At 67.8% G+C, this 15,601-nt stretch carries 13 protein-coding genes; 10 read left to right on the top strand and 3 right to left on the bottom strand.

Going from position 1 to position 15,601, the window contains the following annotated elements; all coding sequences use genetic code 11:
- Window positions 1-555 precede the first annotated feature (555 nt).
- On the bottom strand, window positions 556-1,656 hold the full coding sequence (locus XARJCFBP2528_RS09995; protein ID WP_047124635.1) for a glycosyltransferase: 1,101 nt from the start codon (window positions 1,654-1,656) through the stop codon (window positions 556-558).
- A 137-nt stretch (window positions 1,657-1,793) separates the two neighbouring features.
- On the opposite strand from XARJCFBP2528_RS09995, the gene XARJCFBP2528_RS09990 reads away from it, so the two are divergent.
- Window positions 1,794-2,513 carry a response regulator gene (locus XARJCFBP2528_RS09990; protein ID WP_087962308.1) on the top strand — a complete coding sequence of 240 codons (720 nt, stop codon included), beginning with the start codon at window positions 1,794-1,796 and terminating at the stop codon, window positions 2,511-2,513.
- Entirely contained in the window at window positions 2,510-4,033 is a 1,524-nt protein-coding gene (locus XARJCFBP2528_RS09985) for an ATP-binding protein (RefSeq protein ID WP_039811051.1), read from the top strand. Before XARJCFBP2528_RS09990 ends, XARJCFBP2528_RS09985 begins: the two co-directional genes overlap by 4 nt.
- 135 nt (window positions 4,034-4,168) lie before the next feature.
- On the opposite strand, the gene XARJCFBP2528_RS09980 is transcribed toward XARJCFBP2528_RS09985, so the two are convergent.
- Complete coding sequence (locus tag XARJCFBP2528_RS09980) at window positions 4,169-5,533, bottom strand: glutamate--cysteine ligase (protein ID WP_039514204.1); 1,365 nt, start codon at window positions 5,531-5,533, stop codon at window positions 4,169-4,171.
- A gap of 290 nt (window positions 5,534-5,823) precedes the next feature.
- Here XARJCFBP2528_RS09980 and XARJCFBP2528_RS09975 point away from each other — a divergent pair, with 290 nt between their 5' ends.
- Window positions 5,824-6,660, top strand: a complete 837-nt coding sequence (locus tag XARJCFBP2528_RS09975) for a helix-turn-helix transcriptional regulator (protein ID WP_039514206.1) — start codon at window positions 5,824-5,826, stop codon at window positions 6,658-6,660.
- Between the two features lie 104 nt (window positions 6,661-6,764).
- The gene (locus tag XARJCFBP2528_RS09970) at window positions 6,765-7,757 is read left to right on the top strand and encodes an MBL fold metallo-hydrolase (protein ID WP_047124634.1); all 993 of its coding nucleotides are present in this window, start codon (window positions 6,765-6,767) and stop codon (window positions 7,755-7,757) included.
- A gap of 72 nt (window positions 7,758-7,829) precedes the next feature.
- Here XARJCFBP2528_RS09970 and yihA read toward each other — a convergent pair whose 3' ends face one another.
- Window positions 7,830-8,453, bottom strand: a complete 624-nt coding sequence (yihA, locus tag XARJCFBP2528_RS09965) for a ribosome biogenesis GTP-binding protein YihA/YsxC (RefSeq protein WP_024939454.1) — start codon at window positions 8,451-8,453, stop codon at window positions 7,830-7,832.
- Window positions 8,454-8,597: 144 nt separating this feature from the next.
- Here yihA and XARJCFBP2528_RS09960 point away from each other — a divergent pair, with 144 nt between their 5' ends.
- From XARJCFBP2528_RS09960 to betB, 6 genes are all read left to right on the top strand, one after another.
- The gene (locus XARJCFBP2528_RS09960) at window positions 8,598-9,395 is read left to right on the top strand and encodes a c-type cytochrome (RefSeq protein WP_024939455.1); all 798 of its coding nucleotides are present in this window, start codon (window positions 8,598-8,600) and stop codon (window positions 9,393-9,395) included.
- A 98-nt stretch (window positions 9,396-9,493) separates the two neighbouring features.
- Window positions 9,494-10,144 carry a thiol:disulfide interchange protein DsbA/DsbL gene (locus XARJCFBP2528_RS09955; RefSeq protein ID WP_039811065.1) on the top strand — a complete coding sequence of 217 codons (651 nt, stop codon included), beginning with the start codon at window positions 9,494-9,496 and terminating at the stop codon, window positions 10,142-10,144.
- A gap of 91 nt (window positions 10,145-10,235) precedes the next feature.
- Window positions 10,236-11,051, top strand: a complete 816-nt coding sequence (locus XARJCFBP2528_RS09950; RefSeq protein ID WP_016902612.1) for a thiol:disulfide interchange protein DsbA/DsbL — start codon at window positions 10,236-10,238, stop codon at window positions 11,049-11,051.
- Window positions 11,052-11,100: 49 nt separating this feature from the next.
- Window positions 11,101-11,838, top strand: a complete 738-nt coding sequence (locus XARJCFBP2528_RS09945; protein WP_024940789.1) for an endonuclease/exonuclease/phosphatase family protein — start codon at window positions 11,101-11,103, stop codon at window positions 11,836-11,838.
- 136 nt (window positions 11,839-11,974) lie between these two features.
- Window positions 11,975-13,951 (top strand): choline BCCT transporter BetT, encoded by a 1,977-nt coding sequence (gene betT, locus XARJCFBP2528_RS09940; RefSeq protein WP_039811068.1) that lies wholly within the window; start codon window positions 11,975-11,977, stop codon window positions 13,949-13,951.
- A 40-nt stretch (window positions 13,952-13,991) separates the two neighbouring features.
- Window positions 13,992-15,464, top strand: coding sequence for a betaine-aldehyde dehydrogenase (gene betB, locus XARJCFBP2528_RS09935; protein ID WP_039811071.1), 1,473 nt, complete (start codon window positions 13,992-13,994; stop codon window positions 15,462-15,464).
- The last annotated feature ends 137 nt before the right edge of the window (window positions 15,465-15,601 follow it).

Genomic DNA, 15,601 nt, shown 5'->3' with positions numbered 1-15,601 from the left:
CCAGCTCGCGCCTTTGCTGACCAGACAGCGCTCAAACGCACTGCGGTTCATGCCCTGCGCGGGCGCATCGGGATGCGGCGTGGCCGCAGCTGGCGGGGGCGATGCGATTCCCTGCTCACGAGCACAGGCCTGCATCGCGGCCAGATCGCTCGCACTCGGTGGTGGTGGTGGCGGACCACGCTGCGCCTGCGGTGGCGCGGGCGGCGGAGGTGGCCCGCCGGAAGGCGCGCCGCAGAAACTGGCGCAGCCGCCCAGGCCGAGCACTGCGAGCAATGCACTGATGGCAACGGCTGTGGTGCGTGTCTGGACCATCGTCGATCTCCCTGGCTGGATGGCGCATGCGCGTACCGCACGCACATGGCAATAGCGGGCTATACCCGCTTGGTCAGGGAGAGCGTTGCATCGTGATATGTCGTGCATTTGCCGCTGCGCGCCGATCGCTGGCGTGCGCCGTCATGCAGCGTGCAAGACCTGGGACCACGCCAGCACCGTGCTGTATCCAACACGCCGGAGCGTTGTCAGAGCGGTGACCCGGCCAAGCCAGGGGCTAACGCATCAGTTCTCGACGACCGCCTGAGCCACGTCTGTGGCGACGTCCGCCGCATCTGCCGGCAACGACGCCAGCACCGCATTGCGAAAGCGCGCGGCGAATGCGGCATCGTTGGCCTGGTAGAACGTCCGCGCGTTGGCCGACAGCTGATCCAGCTGCGCCTGCGGCAAGGCCAGCGCGGTTTCCACCGCCTGCGCAATGCCCGCCGCATCCACGTAGTAATACGACGCCAGACGCCGCTGGCGCACCTCGGCCACCGGAATCAGCACGCCGTGCTCGGGCCTGACCAGCTCGTTCATCGGCTCACCGTCGGTGGCCAGGGTCACCGCGCCCACGCTCAGCGCTTCCATCAGGTAATGCCCGAAGCCCTCGGCCTCGGATGGGCACAGATGGAACAGGTGCGCGTTCTGCAGGCGGCGCAGTTCGGCGTCGTCGAGATAACGGACGCGATGGTCGATGTTCGGCGCCACCACCGGCTTGCCGGCCGTGCGCGGGTTCTGCACCACCGTCAGCAGCGGCCATTCCGGATGCCGCTGCCAGGTCTCCAGCAGCACGCGGGTCCCCTTGGCGGTACTGCGCCCGGCCAGATGGAAGAACGCACGCTGACGCACGACCTGTGCGTCGTGGCGATCCGGGCTGGTGAAGCCGATGAACCGCGTGGTGCAGCCCAGACTGCGGAAAATCCGCTCCGCGTGATGGGTCTTGCACAGCACCGCGTCGAACTGCGGCAGCCGCGGCAGCCACTTGGGCAGCAACCATTCGGGATTGGGTACCAGCAGGTTGGTCTGGCCCAGCGGCAGGCAGCGCGCATACACGCGCTCGGAAAAGATCTGCACCGGCACCCGCCCGAACAGCGCGCGACTGGCCCACAGACGAGCTTCGCGCGCAGTGTCGTGCAGCCGCTGACTGGTGAAGCCCACTTCCTGCACCGGTATGCCGCCGGCACGCAGCGTCTGCGCCATCAGCACCATGTCCCGGGTCAGGCCCACGCCGTTGTCGCGGCTGATCACCCGCATCATCGGAAACGCCTTGTCATGCGTACACTCGCCATTGCTGCGGCACAGTGTCGATGGCCCGGTTTCCTGCGCGATGTCCCGTTCTGTCATGTTGCGTCACACGTGTGCCAAAGGTTGACAAATTCAATCATTATGATGGGTGCTCCAGCCCTGCAACTGCGAGCACCATGTATCCGGTCGCCACCACCCTGCGCGGGCCAAGTGCCGCGCCACCGACGATGATCTCCATGGACATGCAACAACCCTGCGTTCTTGTGGTCGACGACGACCCGGACCTGCGCAAGCTGATCGGCGAGTTCCTCAGCGCCCACGGCTACCAGGTGGACGTTGCCGAAAACGTGGCGGAGATGCGCAAGAGCATCGCCCAGCGCCGCCCGGACCTCATCGTACTCGACGTGATGATGCCTGGAGAAGACGGCCTGAGCGCGGCGCGGGCGCTGGCCAGCGAGCGCGGTTCACCTGCGGTCATCATGCTCAGCGCGCTGGGCAACGACACCGACCGCATCATCGGCCTGGAAGTGGGCGCCGACGATTACCTGGCCAAACCCTGCAATCCGCGCGAACTGCTGGCGCGGGTACGCGCCCTGCTGCGCCGCAGCCAGGCCAGCAGCGAGCAGGCCGACCACCGTGGCAATGTCTACGAGTTCGCCGGCTGGCGGCTGGACGTGGTGCGGCGCGACCTGCGCGACCCCACCGGCATCTTCATCAACCTGTCCGACGGCGAGTTCGCGCTGCTGCGCACCTTCGTCGAGCATCCGCAGCGGGTGCTCAGCCGCGACCAGTTGCTGGACTACGCCCGTGGCCGCGACACCGACGTCTACGACCGCGCCATCGACAGCCAGATCAGCCGCCTGCGCCGCAAGATCAACGAGCGCGTGCATACCGAGTTGATCCGCACCGTGCGCAACGAGGGCTACATGCTGCTGCCGGGCGTTTCGCGTCTGTGAGTAAACCGGCACGTCGCGGGCTGTCGATCTTTGCCCGTACCTTCGTGCTGCTGGCGGTGGCACTGCTCACCGCCCAGGCGGTCGGCATCGCCCTGCTGGTGATGCGCACCCCGGTCTACGAGCCGCCGGTGCATCCGCCGGAAGTGGTGGCGCTGCTGTCCACGCGCATGCCGGCCGGCACCCAGACCCTGACGGTGCACGAATCGGCCCAGGCCCCGCTGCCGCCGGCAGGCCAGGTGCGCGACGGGTTCGCCGAAATGCTGCTGGCCCATTGGCTGGATGTCCCCGAGCAGCGGGTGCGCTTCTACCGCAGCGCCGACGATCGCCAGGGCCCGCGCATCGGCATGTCTCCACCGCCGCGCATGCCCAGCCAACCGCAGGCATTCGGGGCCGATGATGGCGATGCCGGTCCCACCGGCAATCGCCGTGATGCCTTGCAGCGTTCGCCGCCGGCGCCAGGCGACTGGCCGCGCGATCGCCACCCCGGCGCCCCGCCGTTCGGCAATGGGCTGCGTCCGGACGATACCCCCGGCGCCTGGGAAAGCGAGCGCCTGACCCCAGGCGTGCCCTTGCTGGACGGCTTCACCGCCGCGCTGCAACAGCCCGATGGCCGCTGGCGCACGGTCGAATCGCCACCGCGGCGGCTGTCGGCCGAGTTCAAGACCCATGTGGTGCTGCTGTTCCTGGCTGGCCTGCTGGCCAACGTGCCGCTGGCGTGGTGGTTCTCGCGCGCGCTGTCGGCGCCGATCAAGCGCTTTGCCGAAGCCGCCGACCGGCTGGGCCGCAACCCGGATGCTGCGGCACTGCAACGCAGCGGCCCGCCGGAGATCGTGCGCGCGGCCGATTCGTTCAATGCGATGCAGGCACGCCTGAACCGCCTGATCAACGAACGCACCCACATGGTGGCGGCGATCGCGCACGACCTGCGCACACCGCTGGCGCGCCTGTCGTTCCGCCTGGACGGCCTGCAGCCGCCGTTGCGCGACAAGGCGCTGGCCGACATCGACGAGATGAAGGCGATGATTTCCGCCGCGCTGGATTTCATCCAGAACGATCGCCACCGCGGCAAACGCGCGCCGCTGGATCTGCGCCTGCTGGTGGAAAGCGTGGTCGACAACGCCACCGACATCGGCGCCGATGCCGAACTGCTGCCCGGCCCGGCGATCACCCTGGATGGCGACCCGCTGGCCTTGCGGCGCGCAGTGATGAACCTGCTGGAGAACGCGCTGAAATACGGCAAGCGCGCGCGCCTGCAACTGCAGCGCGATGGCGAAGACGGTGTGCTATGGATCGACGACGACGGCCCCGGCATCGACCCGACCCAGCGCGAACAGCTGCTGCTGCCGTTCGTGCGTGGCGAGTCCTCGCGCAATCGCGACACCGGCGGCATCGGGCTGGGCTTGTCGGTGGCGCACAGCATCGTGCTGGCGCATGGCGGCGACCTGCGCCTGGACAACCGTGCAACAGGTGGCGGCCTGCGGGTGACGGTGCGCCTGCCGTGCATGCCGGAGCGGCGCTAGGGCTGGGCTAGGGCGCGTTCTCTCGCCCGCGAGCTCGGCGATGCCGGCCGGCGCGCACCCGAGAGTTCACGCCTGCAGGTAACGATCCGCGCGATCGATCAGCCGCGCGCGACCACTGCTGCGATCAGCAAGCGCTCAGTACGCAAACTCGCGGAACACGCGATCGATGTCGCCCTTCCATGCGCCGTGATACAGCGCCAGCTTGCGCTCGGCGGCGGTAACACCGCTCTCGGCGATCTCGGCGATCACATCCACAAAGCCGGTTTCGTCCTGACCATCGGCATTCAGGCGCGCACGCCGACGCAGGCCCTCGCGGGCGATCTTGACCGCTTCCACCGCCAAATCGCGCACCGTGCCATTGCGGAACGGCAGGCCGAGCGCATGCTTGGGCACGCCGTCGCGCAGCGCGTGGCGCTCGGCGGTGCTGAAATCCTTGACCAGATCCCAGGCCGCATCCAGCGCGGTGTCGTCGTACAGCAGCCCGACCCAAAACGCCGACAGCGCACACAGGCGGTCCCACGGGCCGGCGTCGGCGCCGCGCATTTCCAGGTACTTCTTGAGGCGCACTTCCGGGAACGCGGTGGTCATGTGGTCCGACCAGTCGCGCAGCGTCGGCAACGCGCCCGGCAATGCCGGCAACTTGCCTTGCATGAAATCGCGGAAGCTCTGCCCGCTGGCATCGACATAGACGCCGTCGCGGTAGGAGAAATACATCGGCACATCGAGCAGGTAATCGACATAGCGCTCGTAGCCGAAGCCGTCCTCGAACACGAAGTCCAGCATGCCGGTGCGGTCGGCGTCGGTGTCGGTCCAGATGTGCGAGCGGTAGCTGAGGTAGCCGTTCGGCTTGCCTTCGGTGAACGGCGAATCGGCGAACAACGCGGTGGCGATCGGCTGCAACGCCAGCGACACGCGGAACTTCTTCACCATGTCCGCTTCGGTGGCGTAATCCAGGTTGACCTGCACCGTGCAGGTGCGGGTCATCATGTCCAGGCCGAGCGAGCCGACCTTGGGCATGTAGTTCTTCATGATCTGGTAGCGGCCCTTGGGCATCCACGGCATTTCATCGCGGCGCCACTTGGGCTGGAAGCCCATGCCCAGGAACCCCAGCTGCAACTCGCCGGCCACCTGCGCCACTTCGTCCAGATGGGTGCCGGTTTCCACGCAGGTGTGATGCAGGGTTTCCACTGCCGCACCCGACAGTTCCAGCTGGCCGGCCGGCTCCAGCGTCACCGAGGCGCCGTCGCGCAGCAGCGCGATGGTGTGGCCGTTTTCCTGCACCGGCTCCCAGCCGAAGCGGGTCAACCCGGTCAGCAGCGCCTGGATGCCGCGCTCGCCTTCGAACGTGGGCGCGCGCAGGTCGTCGAGCTGGAAGCCGAACTTTTCGTGCTCGGTGCCGATCCGCCAGTCAGCGCTGGGCTTCTCGCCGGAGGCCAGCACCTGGACCAGCTCCGCGCGTTCGGTGATCGGCGTTTCGGCAACGTGGCTGGGACTCGACAAGGGCAGGCTCGCAGGAAAATTTAGGGAACGATGTGGGGGTCCTCCCCAGCCACCGCAAGGCCCGCACTATAACCGCAGGGCATGGAAAGAATTGCTGCCATCGGCCGGGTCTGAGATTTCCATCCATGCGCACGGCGTAGCCGTGGCAGCCGAGGCCGGGCGTGACGGAGGGCACCGCAGGCTGCAACCGTCCAGGCTGAAACTGGCCCCCGCTAATTCCCGCACGCGCGGATGCACGGCGTTTGATCGTCCTCAGCCGCGCAGCCGCGATCCTGTAGCATCGCCCGGCCATGACCGTTGCGCCCACACCCACCGACGCCCTGCTCGCGCAGATGGCCAGCCTGCTGCATTGCGAGCGCGCCGAAGGGTTTGCCTGCGTGAGTGCGCGGCGCGAACACGGGGCGCGCTCGGTGGATCTGACCCAGGCGCAGTTCGCGATGGTGCTGCAGGGCCGCAAGCAGGTGCGCAGCGCGACCCAATCGCTGCAGTTCGTGCCGGGCGACCTGTTCCTGGTGACGCGCCGTTGCCGCATCGATGTAATCAACACGCCCGACCCGCAGACCGGGCTCTACCTGAGCGTGGTGATCCCGCTCTGCGAAGAGGCGCTGGCCGCTGCGCGTGCGTTGTGGAACGAGCCGCTACCCCAGGCCGGCGCCGACATCGCGCAGCTGCCGGCGATCGATTTCGCGCTGACGCTGCGGCAATGGCGCGAGGCGCTGCAGCACGGCCTGTATACCGAAGCACGCCTGGCGCTGGCCGCACTGGTCGTCACCCTCTGCCGCCGCGGCCACGGCGGCCTGTTGCTGCCGCCGGCGCCAAGCGTTGCCGAGCAGGTGCGTACGCTGATCACCGCGCAACCGCAGCGGGCGTGGCGCTCGCGCGATATCGAAGACAGCCTGGGCATCAGCGGCGCCACCTTGCGCCGGCATCTGGCTGCCGAACACCGCTCGCTGCGCGAATTGATCACCGACGCGCGGCTGGCGCACGCCATGGCCTTGCTCTACAGCACGCGCTGGCCGCTCAAGACCGTGGCCGCGCGGGCCGGCTATCGCTCTACCCGCAGCTTCAGTCAGCGCTTCCAGCAGCGCTACGGGCTGGATCCGGCCAGCATCGGCAATAGCCGCTAGATCGCCGACGCGAGCGCTTCGCGCAGCGCAATGAGCGAATCGCGCAGGTCGCCGCGGCCAGCATGGCGACACCGCGGCGGTTGCCGCCTGTCCTGGAGTTGCCCATGTCTGTTTTTTCCGCCCTGCGTTCGCTTGCGTCGCTGTTGCTCGCCGCAAGCGCCACGCTGGCGCACGCCGCTGCGCCCGCATCCACCCACGCACAGGTCCCCGGCTTCTACCTGCAGCGCATCGGCACGCTGCGCGTCACCGCCTTGTTCGACGGCAGCGTGGCGTTGACGCGGCAACAGCTGTCCAACGTGGCCCCGGCAGAGCGCGACCGCCTGCTCGCGCAGGGCTACGTGCCTGAAGACGGCAAGGGGCTGCAGACGGCAGTCAACGCCTATCTGATCCAGGACGGCAGCCACCTCAGCCTGGTCGATACCGGCACCGCGCAGTGCCTGGGGCCCGGCCTCGGTCAGGTGCTGAGCAACCTGCGCGCGGCCGGTTACGACCCCGCCCAGGTCGACGATGTGCTGCTCACCCACGCGCATCCGGACCACCTGTGCGGCCTGCTCGATGCGCAGGGCACGCCGGCCTTTCCCAACGCCACGGTGTGGCTGTCCGAGGCCGATGCCGCGTACTGGCTGGATCCGGCCTCGGAGGCCGGTGCCTCGGAGGCCGGTGCCGCGCCGACGCTGCAGTTCGCCTTCCCGCTGGCACGCGCAGCGGTGGCGCCGTATCAGGCCCAGGGTCGGCTGCGCCGCTTCCAGCCCGGCATCAGCGCATTGCCGGCCGGCATCACCGCGCTGGACAGCCAGGGCCACACGCCCGGCCACGTCTCCTATCGCTTCGACGGTGGCACCGGCAACACCGTGCTGGTATGGGGCGATGTGCTGCACTACCACGCCGTGCAGTTTGCCCGGCCGGACGCCTCGTTCGAGGCCGACAGCGACCGCAGCAAGGCGATCGCCTCACGGCGTCGTCTGCTGGCGCAGGCCGCCGACGGCCGCTGGTGGGTGGCCGGCGCGCATCTGCCGTTCCCGGGCCTGGGTCATGTGCGCCGCGAGGGCAAGGCGTTCGCCTGGGTGCCGACCGAATTCGGCGCCGTGCCGCAATGAAAAAACGGCGAGCCCTGGCTGGCCGTCCTGATGGTCTGAAGGGCCAGGCGTCATGCGCAGGCCCGCCTCGGCTCACTCCGCGGCAGGCGCCGCGACGTCCAGGCCCAGCCAGCCGCCGACGATGCCGCGCAACTCGTCCACGCCCTGGCGCGACTCGCCGGAGTAGGTCTGCACGGTCACGCTGTCGCCGAAGCGCGAGGTCACTTCCTTCTTGACCTTCTGCAGGGTCTGCATCTGCTGGCCACGGCCGAGCTTGTCGGCCTTGGTCAGCAAACCATGCGCGGGCAGGCCACGCTCGGCCGCATAGCCGAGCATCTGCAGGTCGTAATCCTTGAGCGGATGGCGGATGTCCATCACCACCACCAGCCCGCGCAAGGCTTCGCGGGTGCGGAAATAGCGGTCGATGAAGGCCTGCCAATGCGCCTGCAGGTCCTGCGGCACCTTGGCGTAGCCGTAACCGGGCAGATCCACCAGATAGCGCTCGGGCTGGATCTGGAAGAACACCAGCTGCTGGGTGCGGCCGGGGGTCTTGGACACCCGGGCCAGTGCGTTCTGGCGGGTCAGCGCGTTGAGCGCGCTGGATTTTCCGGCGTTGGAGCGGCCGGCGAAGGCGACCTCGTAGCCGCCATCGTCGGGCAATTGCCGGGCGTTGTGGGCGGACAGGTGGTAGCGGGCTTGTTCGATAAGGAGCGACATCTCCCTAGGATCGCACGTTCGGGGCCCGACGGTTTTGCTGCACTGTTCGTTGACCCTGGCGCAAAGGCGTGTCGATAATCGAAGCACGCCTGCCACAGCCAGCACCCAACGCGCGCGGGCCGGGTCCATACGGAGCTTTAGCTGATGCGCCATGCTCGTGTGCTAGTCCTCGCCGCCCTCGCCGTGCCGGTCATCGCCGCCGTGGCGTTTGCGCAGTCGGCGGTCACGCCGATCCCCGATCCGCCGCCGGTGCGCATTGCCCCGCTGGAGGTGGACCTGTCCAAGACCACCTGGGGCGATGCCAAGGCCGGCCAGACCAAGGCCGCCGCCTGCGCGGCCTGCCATGGCCCGGACGGCAATCCGGCGGTGGCCATGTACCCGCGCATCGCCGGCCAGACCGAGCGCTACGTGGCGCACCAGGTGGCCCTGATCGCCAGCGGCGAGCGCAATACCGGCATGTCGGCGGTGATGGTGCCGTTCGTCAAGGACCTCACCGCGCAGGACATGCGCGACCTGGGCGCCTACTTCGCCACGCAGAAAGCCGCTGCCGGGGTGGCCGACGATGCGGTGGTCAACGAGGGGCCGTACCAGGGCCTGAAGTTCTACCAAGTCGGCGAGAAGCTCTACCGCAGCGGCGATGTCGCGCGCGGCGTGCCGGCCTGCATGGCCTGCCATGGCCCGTCCGGCAGCGGCAATCCCGGCCCGGCGTATCCGCGCCTGGGCGGCCAGCATGCCGAGTACGTGGCGCGGCGCCTGAAGGAATACCAGGCCGGCACCACCCAGGAGCGCAACCCGGCGCTGTTCAATATCATGGCGCAGGTGGCGCACCCGCTGACCGAGCAGGAGATCCAGGCGCTGGCCAGCTATCTGCAGGGTCTGCACGACCGCGCCGACGATGCCGCCGCCGCGCAACTGCCCGCAGCAACGCCCGCACGCTCATGAGCTGACCGCCGCAACCGCCACAGCGTGTCACGACGCCGGTCCCCGCGACCGGCGTCGTCGTTTCCCGCCCTCCCCCTTCCCACCCCCACGGAGCCTGCATGAATCTGTTTTCCCGCCTGTCCCTGCTGTTGTTGCTGTTGATGCCGCTGGCGGCCTGTGCCGCCGACAAGAACGCCCCGCCGGTCGAAGGCGACGACTACATCGTCATCGACGGCGGCCAGCCGTACGCGCCGCTGGCCGGCAAGGTGGAAGTGGTCGAGGTGTTCGGCTACACCTGCCCGCACTGCGCGCACTTCGAGCCAACCCTGGAGGCCTGGGTGGCCAAGCAGCCTTCGTATGTGCGCTTCACCCCGGTGCCGGCGGCATTCGGCGGGTTCTGGGATGCCTTCGCGCGTGCCTACTTCGCCGCCGACACCCTGGGCGTGGCCAAGCGCAGCCATCGCGCCATGTTCGAGGCGATCCACGAAAAGCAGACCGTGCCGACCCAGAACGTCGCCCCGGAGGAACTGGCCGCCTTCTACGCCGGCTACGGCGTGCCGCAGCAGCGCTTCATCGAGACCTACAAGAGCCAGGCGGTCGACGCCAGGCTCGATGCCGCGCGCGAGTTCGCCAAGCGCAGCAAGCTGCCCGGCACCCCGGCGATCATCGTCAACGGGCGCTACCTGATCGGCGCGCGCAACTACCCGGACATGCTGCGCGTGGCCGACTACCTGATCGCCCGCGAACACGCTGCGCCTGCCAAGCGCTGAACCGCGTAACCGCCACCGACGGCCGCCCGTGGCATCATGCGCCCCGCGGCCGTCCGGCCCTTTCCTCGCCCCACGCTGGAGATCCAATCCGATGAAGACCCGCTTCGCCCTGACGCTGATGGCGCTGCTGCCGATCCTGGTCGCCTGCAAGGCCCAGGACGGCTCGTCCGACACCGCACCTGCCGCCACCACGCCGGCTGCCGAAACGGCACCTGCTCCGGCCGCTGCCACGCCGGCCGCCGACCCCGCCGCACCGCCTGCAGTTGGCGAGAGCGCCAGCACCCCGCCGGCCGCCGCCCCCAGCGCCGCACCGCGCGCGCCGAACGGCCCCGAGCCGGTCGCCGGCACCGACTACCTGGATATCGAAGGCGGCCAGCCGTACCAGCAGGCCGCCGGCAAGATCGAAGTGGCCGAGGTCTTCGGCTATGTCTGCCCCGCCTGCAACGCGTTCCAGCCGCTGATCGGGCCGTGGAAGGCCGGCCTGCCGTCGGACGTGCACTTCGTCTACGTGCCGGCGATGTTCGGCGGCCCGTGGGACGACTACGGCCGTGCGTTCTACGCCGCCGAAACCCTGGGCGTGCAGGAAAAGACCCACGAAGCGCTGTACAAGGCCATCCACACCGAGCAGACCCTCAAGGGCGAGCGCGGCAAGGATTCGGTGCAGGACATCGCCGCGTTCTACGCCAAGTACGGCGTGGACCAGAAGACCTTCATCGACACCATGAGCAGCTTCGGCGTGTCGGCCAAGACCAACCGCGCCAAGCAGTTCGCCACCCGCAGCAAGCTCACCGGCACCCCGTCGCTGATCGTCAACGGCAAGTACCTGGTCAAGGGCCAGAGCTTCCCGGACATGCTGCGCATCGCCGATCACCTGATTGCGCGCGAACGCGCCACGCTGGCCAAGTGATCCTGTCGATCGCCGCCCTGTGAACGCTTCGGATTCGCGCACCCTGCGGGTGCTGACGGCCAATATCCAGGCCGGCTCCAGCACCCGCCGTTACAGCGATTACGTCACCCGCAGCTGGTCGCATGCGTTGCCGCTGGGCAGCAAGCGCACCAGTCTGGACAGCATTGCCAAGCTGGCCGGCGAGCGCGACATCGTCGGCCTGCAGGAGGCCGACCCGGGCAGCCTGCGCTCGGGTTTCACCAACCAGACCCACTATCTGGCCGAGCGCGCCGGCTTCCACTACTGGAGCCACCAGCCCAACCGCCGCATGGGCGGTGTCGCCTCCAGCGCGAATGGTTTGCTCAGCAAGCTGGAACCGCTGGAAGTGCAGGACCACGCCCTGCCCGGCCGGATCGGCGGGCGCGGCATCCTGCTGGCCAAGTTCGGGCAGGGTCGCGAAGGCCTGGCGGTGGCGGTGGCGCATCTGTCGCTGGGCGCCAATTCGCGCATGGCGCAGCTGGCCTTCATCGCCGAGTTGCTGTCCGAGCATCCCAACGCGATGTTGATGGGCGATTTCAACTGCATGGCCGACCGGCCGGAAATGCAGGCGCTGTACCGGCACACGCGGTTGCAGCCGCCGAGCTGCGAAGTGCATACGTTTCCGAGCTGGCGTCCGGACCGGGCGATCGACCATATCCTGGTCAGCGACAGCCTGACCATCGAGCATATCGAAGCGATTCCCGCAGCGTTCTCCGACCATCTTGCGGTGGGCATGGATATCCGCGTGCCGCTGCAGCTGCTGCGCTAGCCACCAGGCAAAGTGGCTACGGGTTCGCACTGGCGAACTCGACCGATGACACCCCCTCGACACCGCCTGTGCGACAACGCAGGCGGTTTTTCGTTGGGAGCACAGCACGTGATACGCGTCATATGAGTGTGTCGGCATGAGTGCGGTTGAGCCGCAGCTGTTGCCGGTGCGCACCCTGCGCCCGGTGTTCGTGCTGGCGGCCACGGTGGTGTGTACGTTTGCGTTGTTGGTGTCGTTGTTTCCGCTCGAAGCGGGCCGCGTGCTGCTGGACGCGCAGACCTGGGCCTCGCGCAATGTCGGCTGGTACTACCTGCTGGCGATGACGGTGTATCTGGTGTTCGTGCTTGGCGTGGCCTTGTCCAGCTACGGCAACATCAAGCTCGGCGCTGATCACGACGAGCCGGAATTCAGCTACCTGTCCTGGGCCGGCATGTTGTTCGCCGCAGGCATCAGCATCACGCTGTTCTTCTTCTGCGTCTCCGAACCGCTCACCCATTACCTGCAACCGCCACAGGGCGGCACCGGCAGCGGTGAAGCCTCTGCGCGGCAGGCGATGCAGTTGCTGTTCCTGCATTGGGGATTGCATGGCTGGGGCGTGTTCGCGCTGGCAGCGATGGCGCTGGCGTATTTCGCATTCCGCCACAACCTGCCGCTGGCCCTGCGCTCGGCGCTGTATCCGCTGATCGGCAAGCGCATCAACGGGCCGATCGGCTACACGGTGGATGCGCTGGGCATCGTGGCCACCGTGTTCGGCCTGGGCGCGGACATGGGCTTTGGCGTGCTGCATCTCAACGCCGGCCTGAGCGCCTTGATGGATGTGCCGCACACCCATTGGGTGCAGGTCGCGCTGATCGTGGCGATGATGGGCGCGGCGATCGTGGTGGCGGTGTCCGGCGTCGAGAAAGGCGTGCGCTGGATGTCGGACATCAACATGCTGCTGGCGATCGCGCTGCTGCTGTTCATGCTGTTCGCCGGCCCCACGCAGTATCTGCTCAACACGCTGATCCAGAACCTGGGCGACTACCTGGGCAGCGTGGTCAACAAGAGTTTCGATGCGTACGCCTACGGCGGCCGCAGCGACTGGCTCGGCAACTGGACGGTGTTCTACTGGGCATGGTGGATCGGCTGGGCGCCATTCGTGGGCCTGTTCATCGCGCGCATTTCGCGCGGCCGCACCATTCGCGAATTCGTGCTCGGCGTGTTGCTGATACCGCTCGGCTTCACCCTGGCGTGGCTGTCGATCTTCGGCAACAGTGCGCTGGACCAGTTGCTGCACCACGGCCAGGGCGCGCTGGCGCAGCAGGCCATCGATGCGCCGCAGACGGTGTTGTACTCGCTGTTGCAAAGCTATCCGTGGAGCCGCACGGTGATCACGGTGACGGTGGCGATCAGCTTCGTGTTCTTCGTCACCTCCGCCGATTCCGGCACCGTGGTGCTGTCCACGCTGTCCTCGCACGGCGGCGAGCCGCACGACGATGGCCCGCGCTGGCTGCGCGTGTTCTGGGGCGTGCTCACCGCGGTGGTGACCGGTGGCCTGTTGCTGGCCGGCAGCATGGACGCATTGAAATCGGCCGTGGTACTGGCCTCGCTGCCGTTCTCTGCAGTGCTGCTGCTGATGGCCTGGGGCTTGTCGCGCGCGCTCAGCGAAGAATCGCAACGCAAGCGTGCGCAGCTCTACAGCCCCAGCCCGCTGATCGGGCAATCGCGGCACCACCGCGGCTGGCGTCAGCGCCTGGGCCAGGCGATGCATTTCCCGGCGCGCGATGAGGTCTATCGCTTCATGCACGACCAGGTACGCCCGGCGATCGAAGCGGTGACCGCGCAGCTGCAGGAAGAAGGCTGGCAGGTCAGCAGCCGGCTGGACGACGACATGGAAATCAGCGTCGACCACGGCGAGCAGCAGGGGTTCCGCTACCAGGTGGTGATGCGCGGCTACCTGACGCCTTCTTTCGCCGCGCAACGCCTGCGCAACCAACGTTATTACCGCGCCGAAGTGTATCTGTACGAAGGCAGCCAGGATTACGACCTGGTCGGTTACAGCCGCGAGCAGATCATCAACGACATCATCGATCAATACGAGCGTCACCTGCAGTTCCTGCATCTCACTCGCTGAGGTGCCGCCGCTGCCGCGTGCGCCCCACAGGAGGTTTGTCATGCCACGTTTTCCCGACCAGTTGCTGTATATCGGCGGCCGCTATGTTCCCGCCCGCGGCGGCCACACCTTCGAGGTGGTCAACCCCGCCACCGGCGAGGTGCTGGCCAATGTGCACAACGCCGGTGCCGACGACCTGGATGCCGCGGTCGACAGCGCCAAGGCCGGCCAACGCGTATGGGCAGCGCTGACCGCGGTGGAACGCGCGCGCATCCTGCTGCGCGCAGTGGCGCTGCTGCGCGAGCGCAACGACGCGCTGGCCGAGCTGGAGACGCTCAACACCGGCAAGCCGTTGAGCGAAACGCGCAGCGTGGACGTCGTCACCGGTGCCGACGTGCTGGAGTATTACGCCGGCGTGTCGCAGGCGCTGCAAGGCGCACAGGTGCCCTTGCGAGAAGGGAGCTTCTTCTATACCCGGCACGAACCGCTGGGCGTGGTCGGCGCCATCGGCGCGTGGAATTACCCGATCCAGATCGCGCTGTGGAAAGCCGCACCGGCACTGGCCGCCGGCAACGCGATGATCTTCAAGCCCAGCGAAGTCACTCCGCTCACCGCACTCAAGCTGGCCGAACTGTTCACCGAAGCCGGCCTGCCCGATGGCGTGTTCAACGTGCTGCCGGGCGATGGCGCCAGCGTCGGCACCGCGCTCACCGAACACCCGCAGATCGAAAAGATCAGCTTCACCGGCGGCACCGCGACCGGGCGCAAGGTGATGGCCAGCGCATCGAGTTCGTCGTTGAAGGACGTGACCATGGAACTGGGCGGCAAGTCGCCCTTGATCGTCTGCGCCGACGCCGACCTGGATCTGGCCGCCGACATCGCGATGATGGCCAACTTCTACAGCTCCGGACAGGTCTGCACCAACGGCACGCGCGTGTTCGTGCCGCGCGCGCTGCGCAACGCCTTCGAGGCGCGGCTGCTGGCACGCGTGCAACGCATCCACATCGGCGACCCGCTGGACGAGCGCACCACCTTCGGCCCGATGGTCAGCGCCGCGCATATGCAGCGCGTGCTGGACTACATCGAGCAGGGCAAAGCGGAAGGCGCACGCTTGCTGTGCGGCGGCGAACGTCTGCGCGATGGCGCGCTGGCACAGGGCTGCTATGTCGCACCGACCATCTTCAGCGATTGCACCGACGTGATGACCATCGTGCGCGAAGAGATCTTCGGACCGGTGCTGAGCCTGCTCGCCTACGACGACGAAGACGAAGCAATCGCACGCGCCAATGCCACCACCTACGGCCTGGCCGCAGGTGTCGTGACGCCGGATCTGGCGCGCGCGCATCGCCTGATCCATCGCCTGCAGGCGGGCATCTGCTGGATCAACACCTGGGGCGAGTCGCCGGCCCCGATGCCGGTGGGCGGCTACAAGCAATCCGGCGTGGGTCGCGAAAACGGCCTGGCCACGCTGCAGGCCTATACCCGCACCAAATCCATCCAGGTCGAACTGGAACGCTACGCGTCGGTGTTTTGACCGGACCGATGCCACCTGTTAGGCCGTCGCCGGCGACACCGGCGAGCTGCGCAAGCGGAAGCCTGTAGATCGCGCCGCCATTTCGAACAAGAACAGCCGCCCCCTGCGCAATCGTCTTGAAAGCCGCTTCATCCGGC

It is taken from the genome of Xanthomonas arboricola pv. juglandis (assembly GCF_001013475.1).
Taxonomy (GTDB): domain Bacteria; phylum Pseudomonadota; class Gammaproteobacteria; order Xanthomonadales; family Xanthomonadaceae; genus Xanthomonas; species Xanthomonas arboricola.
Note: the sequence above shows the minus strand (reverse complement) of the source record. Positions and strands in the feature narration are given on the sequence as shown.

Coding starts and splice junctions, on each gene's coding strand:
- XARJCFBP2528_RS09995 (WP_047124635.1), bottom strand. CDS start 1,656: ATGACAGAACGGGACATCGCGCAGGAAACCGGGCCATCGACACTGTGC.
- XARJCFBP2528_RS09990 (WP_087962308.1), top strand. CDS start 1,794: ATGGACATGCAACAACCCTGCGTTCTTGTGGTCGACGACGACCCGGAC.
- XARJCFBP2528_RS09955 (WP_039811065.1), top strand. CDS start 9,494: ATGAATCTGTTTTCCCGCCTGTCCCTGCTGTTGTTGCTGTTGATGCCG.
- betT (WP_039811068.1), top strand. CDS start 11,975: ATGAGTGCGGTTGAGCCGCAGCTGTTGCCGGTGCGCACCCTGCGCCCG.
- betB (WP_039811071.1), top strand. CDS start 13,992: ATGCCACGTTTTCCCGACCAGTTGCTGTATATCGGCGGCCGCTATGTT.
- yihA (WP_024939454.1), bottom strand. CDS start 8,453: ATGTCGCTCCTTATCGAACAAGCCCGCTACCACCTGTCCGCCCACAAC.
- XARJCFBP2528_RS09970 (WP_047124634.1), top strand. CDS start 6,765: ATGTCTGTTTTTTCCGCCCTGCGTTCGCTTGCGTCGCTGTTGCTCGCC.
- XARJCFBP2528_RS09960 (WP_024939455.1), top strand. CDS start 8,598: ATGCGCCATGCTCGTGTGCTAGTCCTCGCCGCCCTCGCCGTGCCGGTC.
- XARJCFBP2528_RS09975 (WP_039514206.1), top strand. CDS start 5,824: ATGACCGTTGCGCCCACACCCACCGACGCCCTGCTCGCGCAGATGGCC.
- XARJCFBP2528_RS09950 (WP_016902612.1), top strand. CDS start 10,236: ATGAAGACCCGCTTCGCCCTGACGCTGATGGCGCTGCTGCCGATCCTG.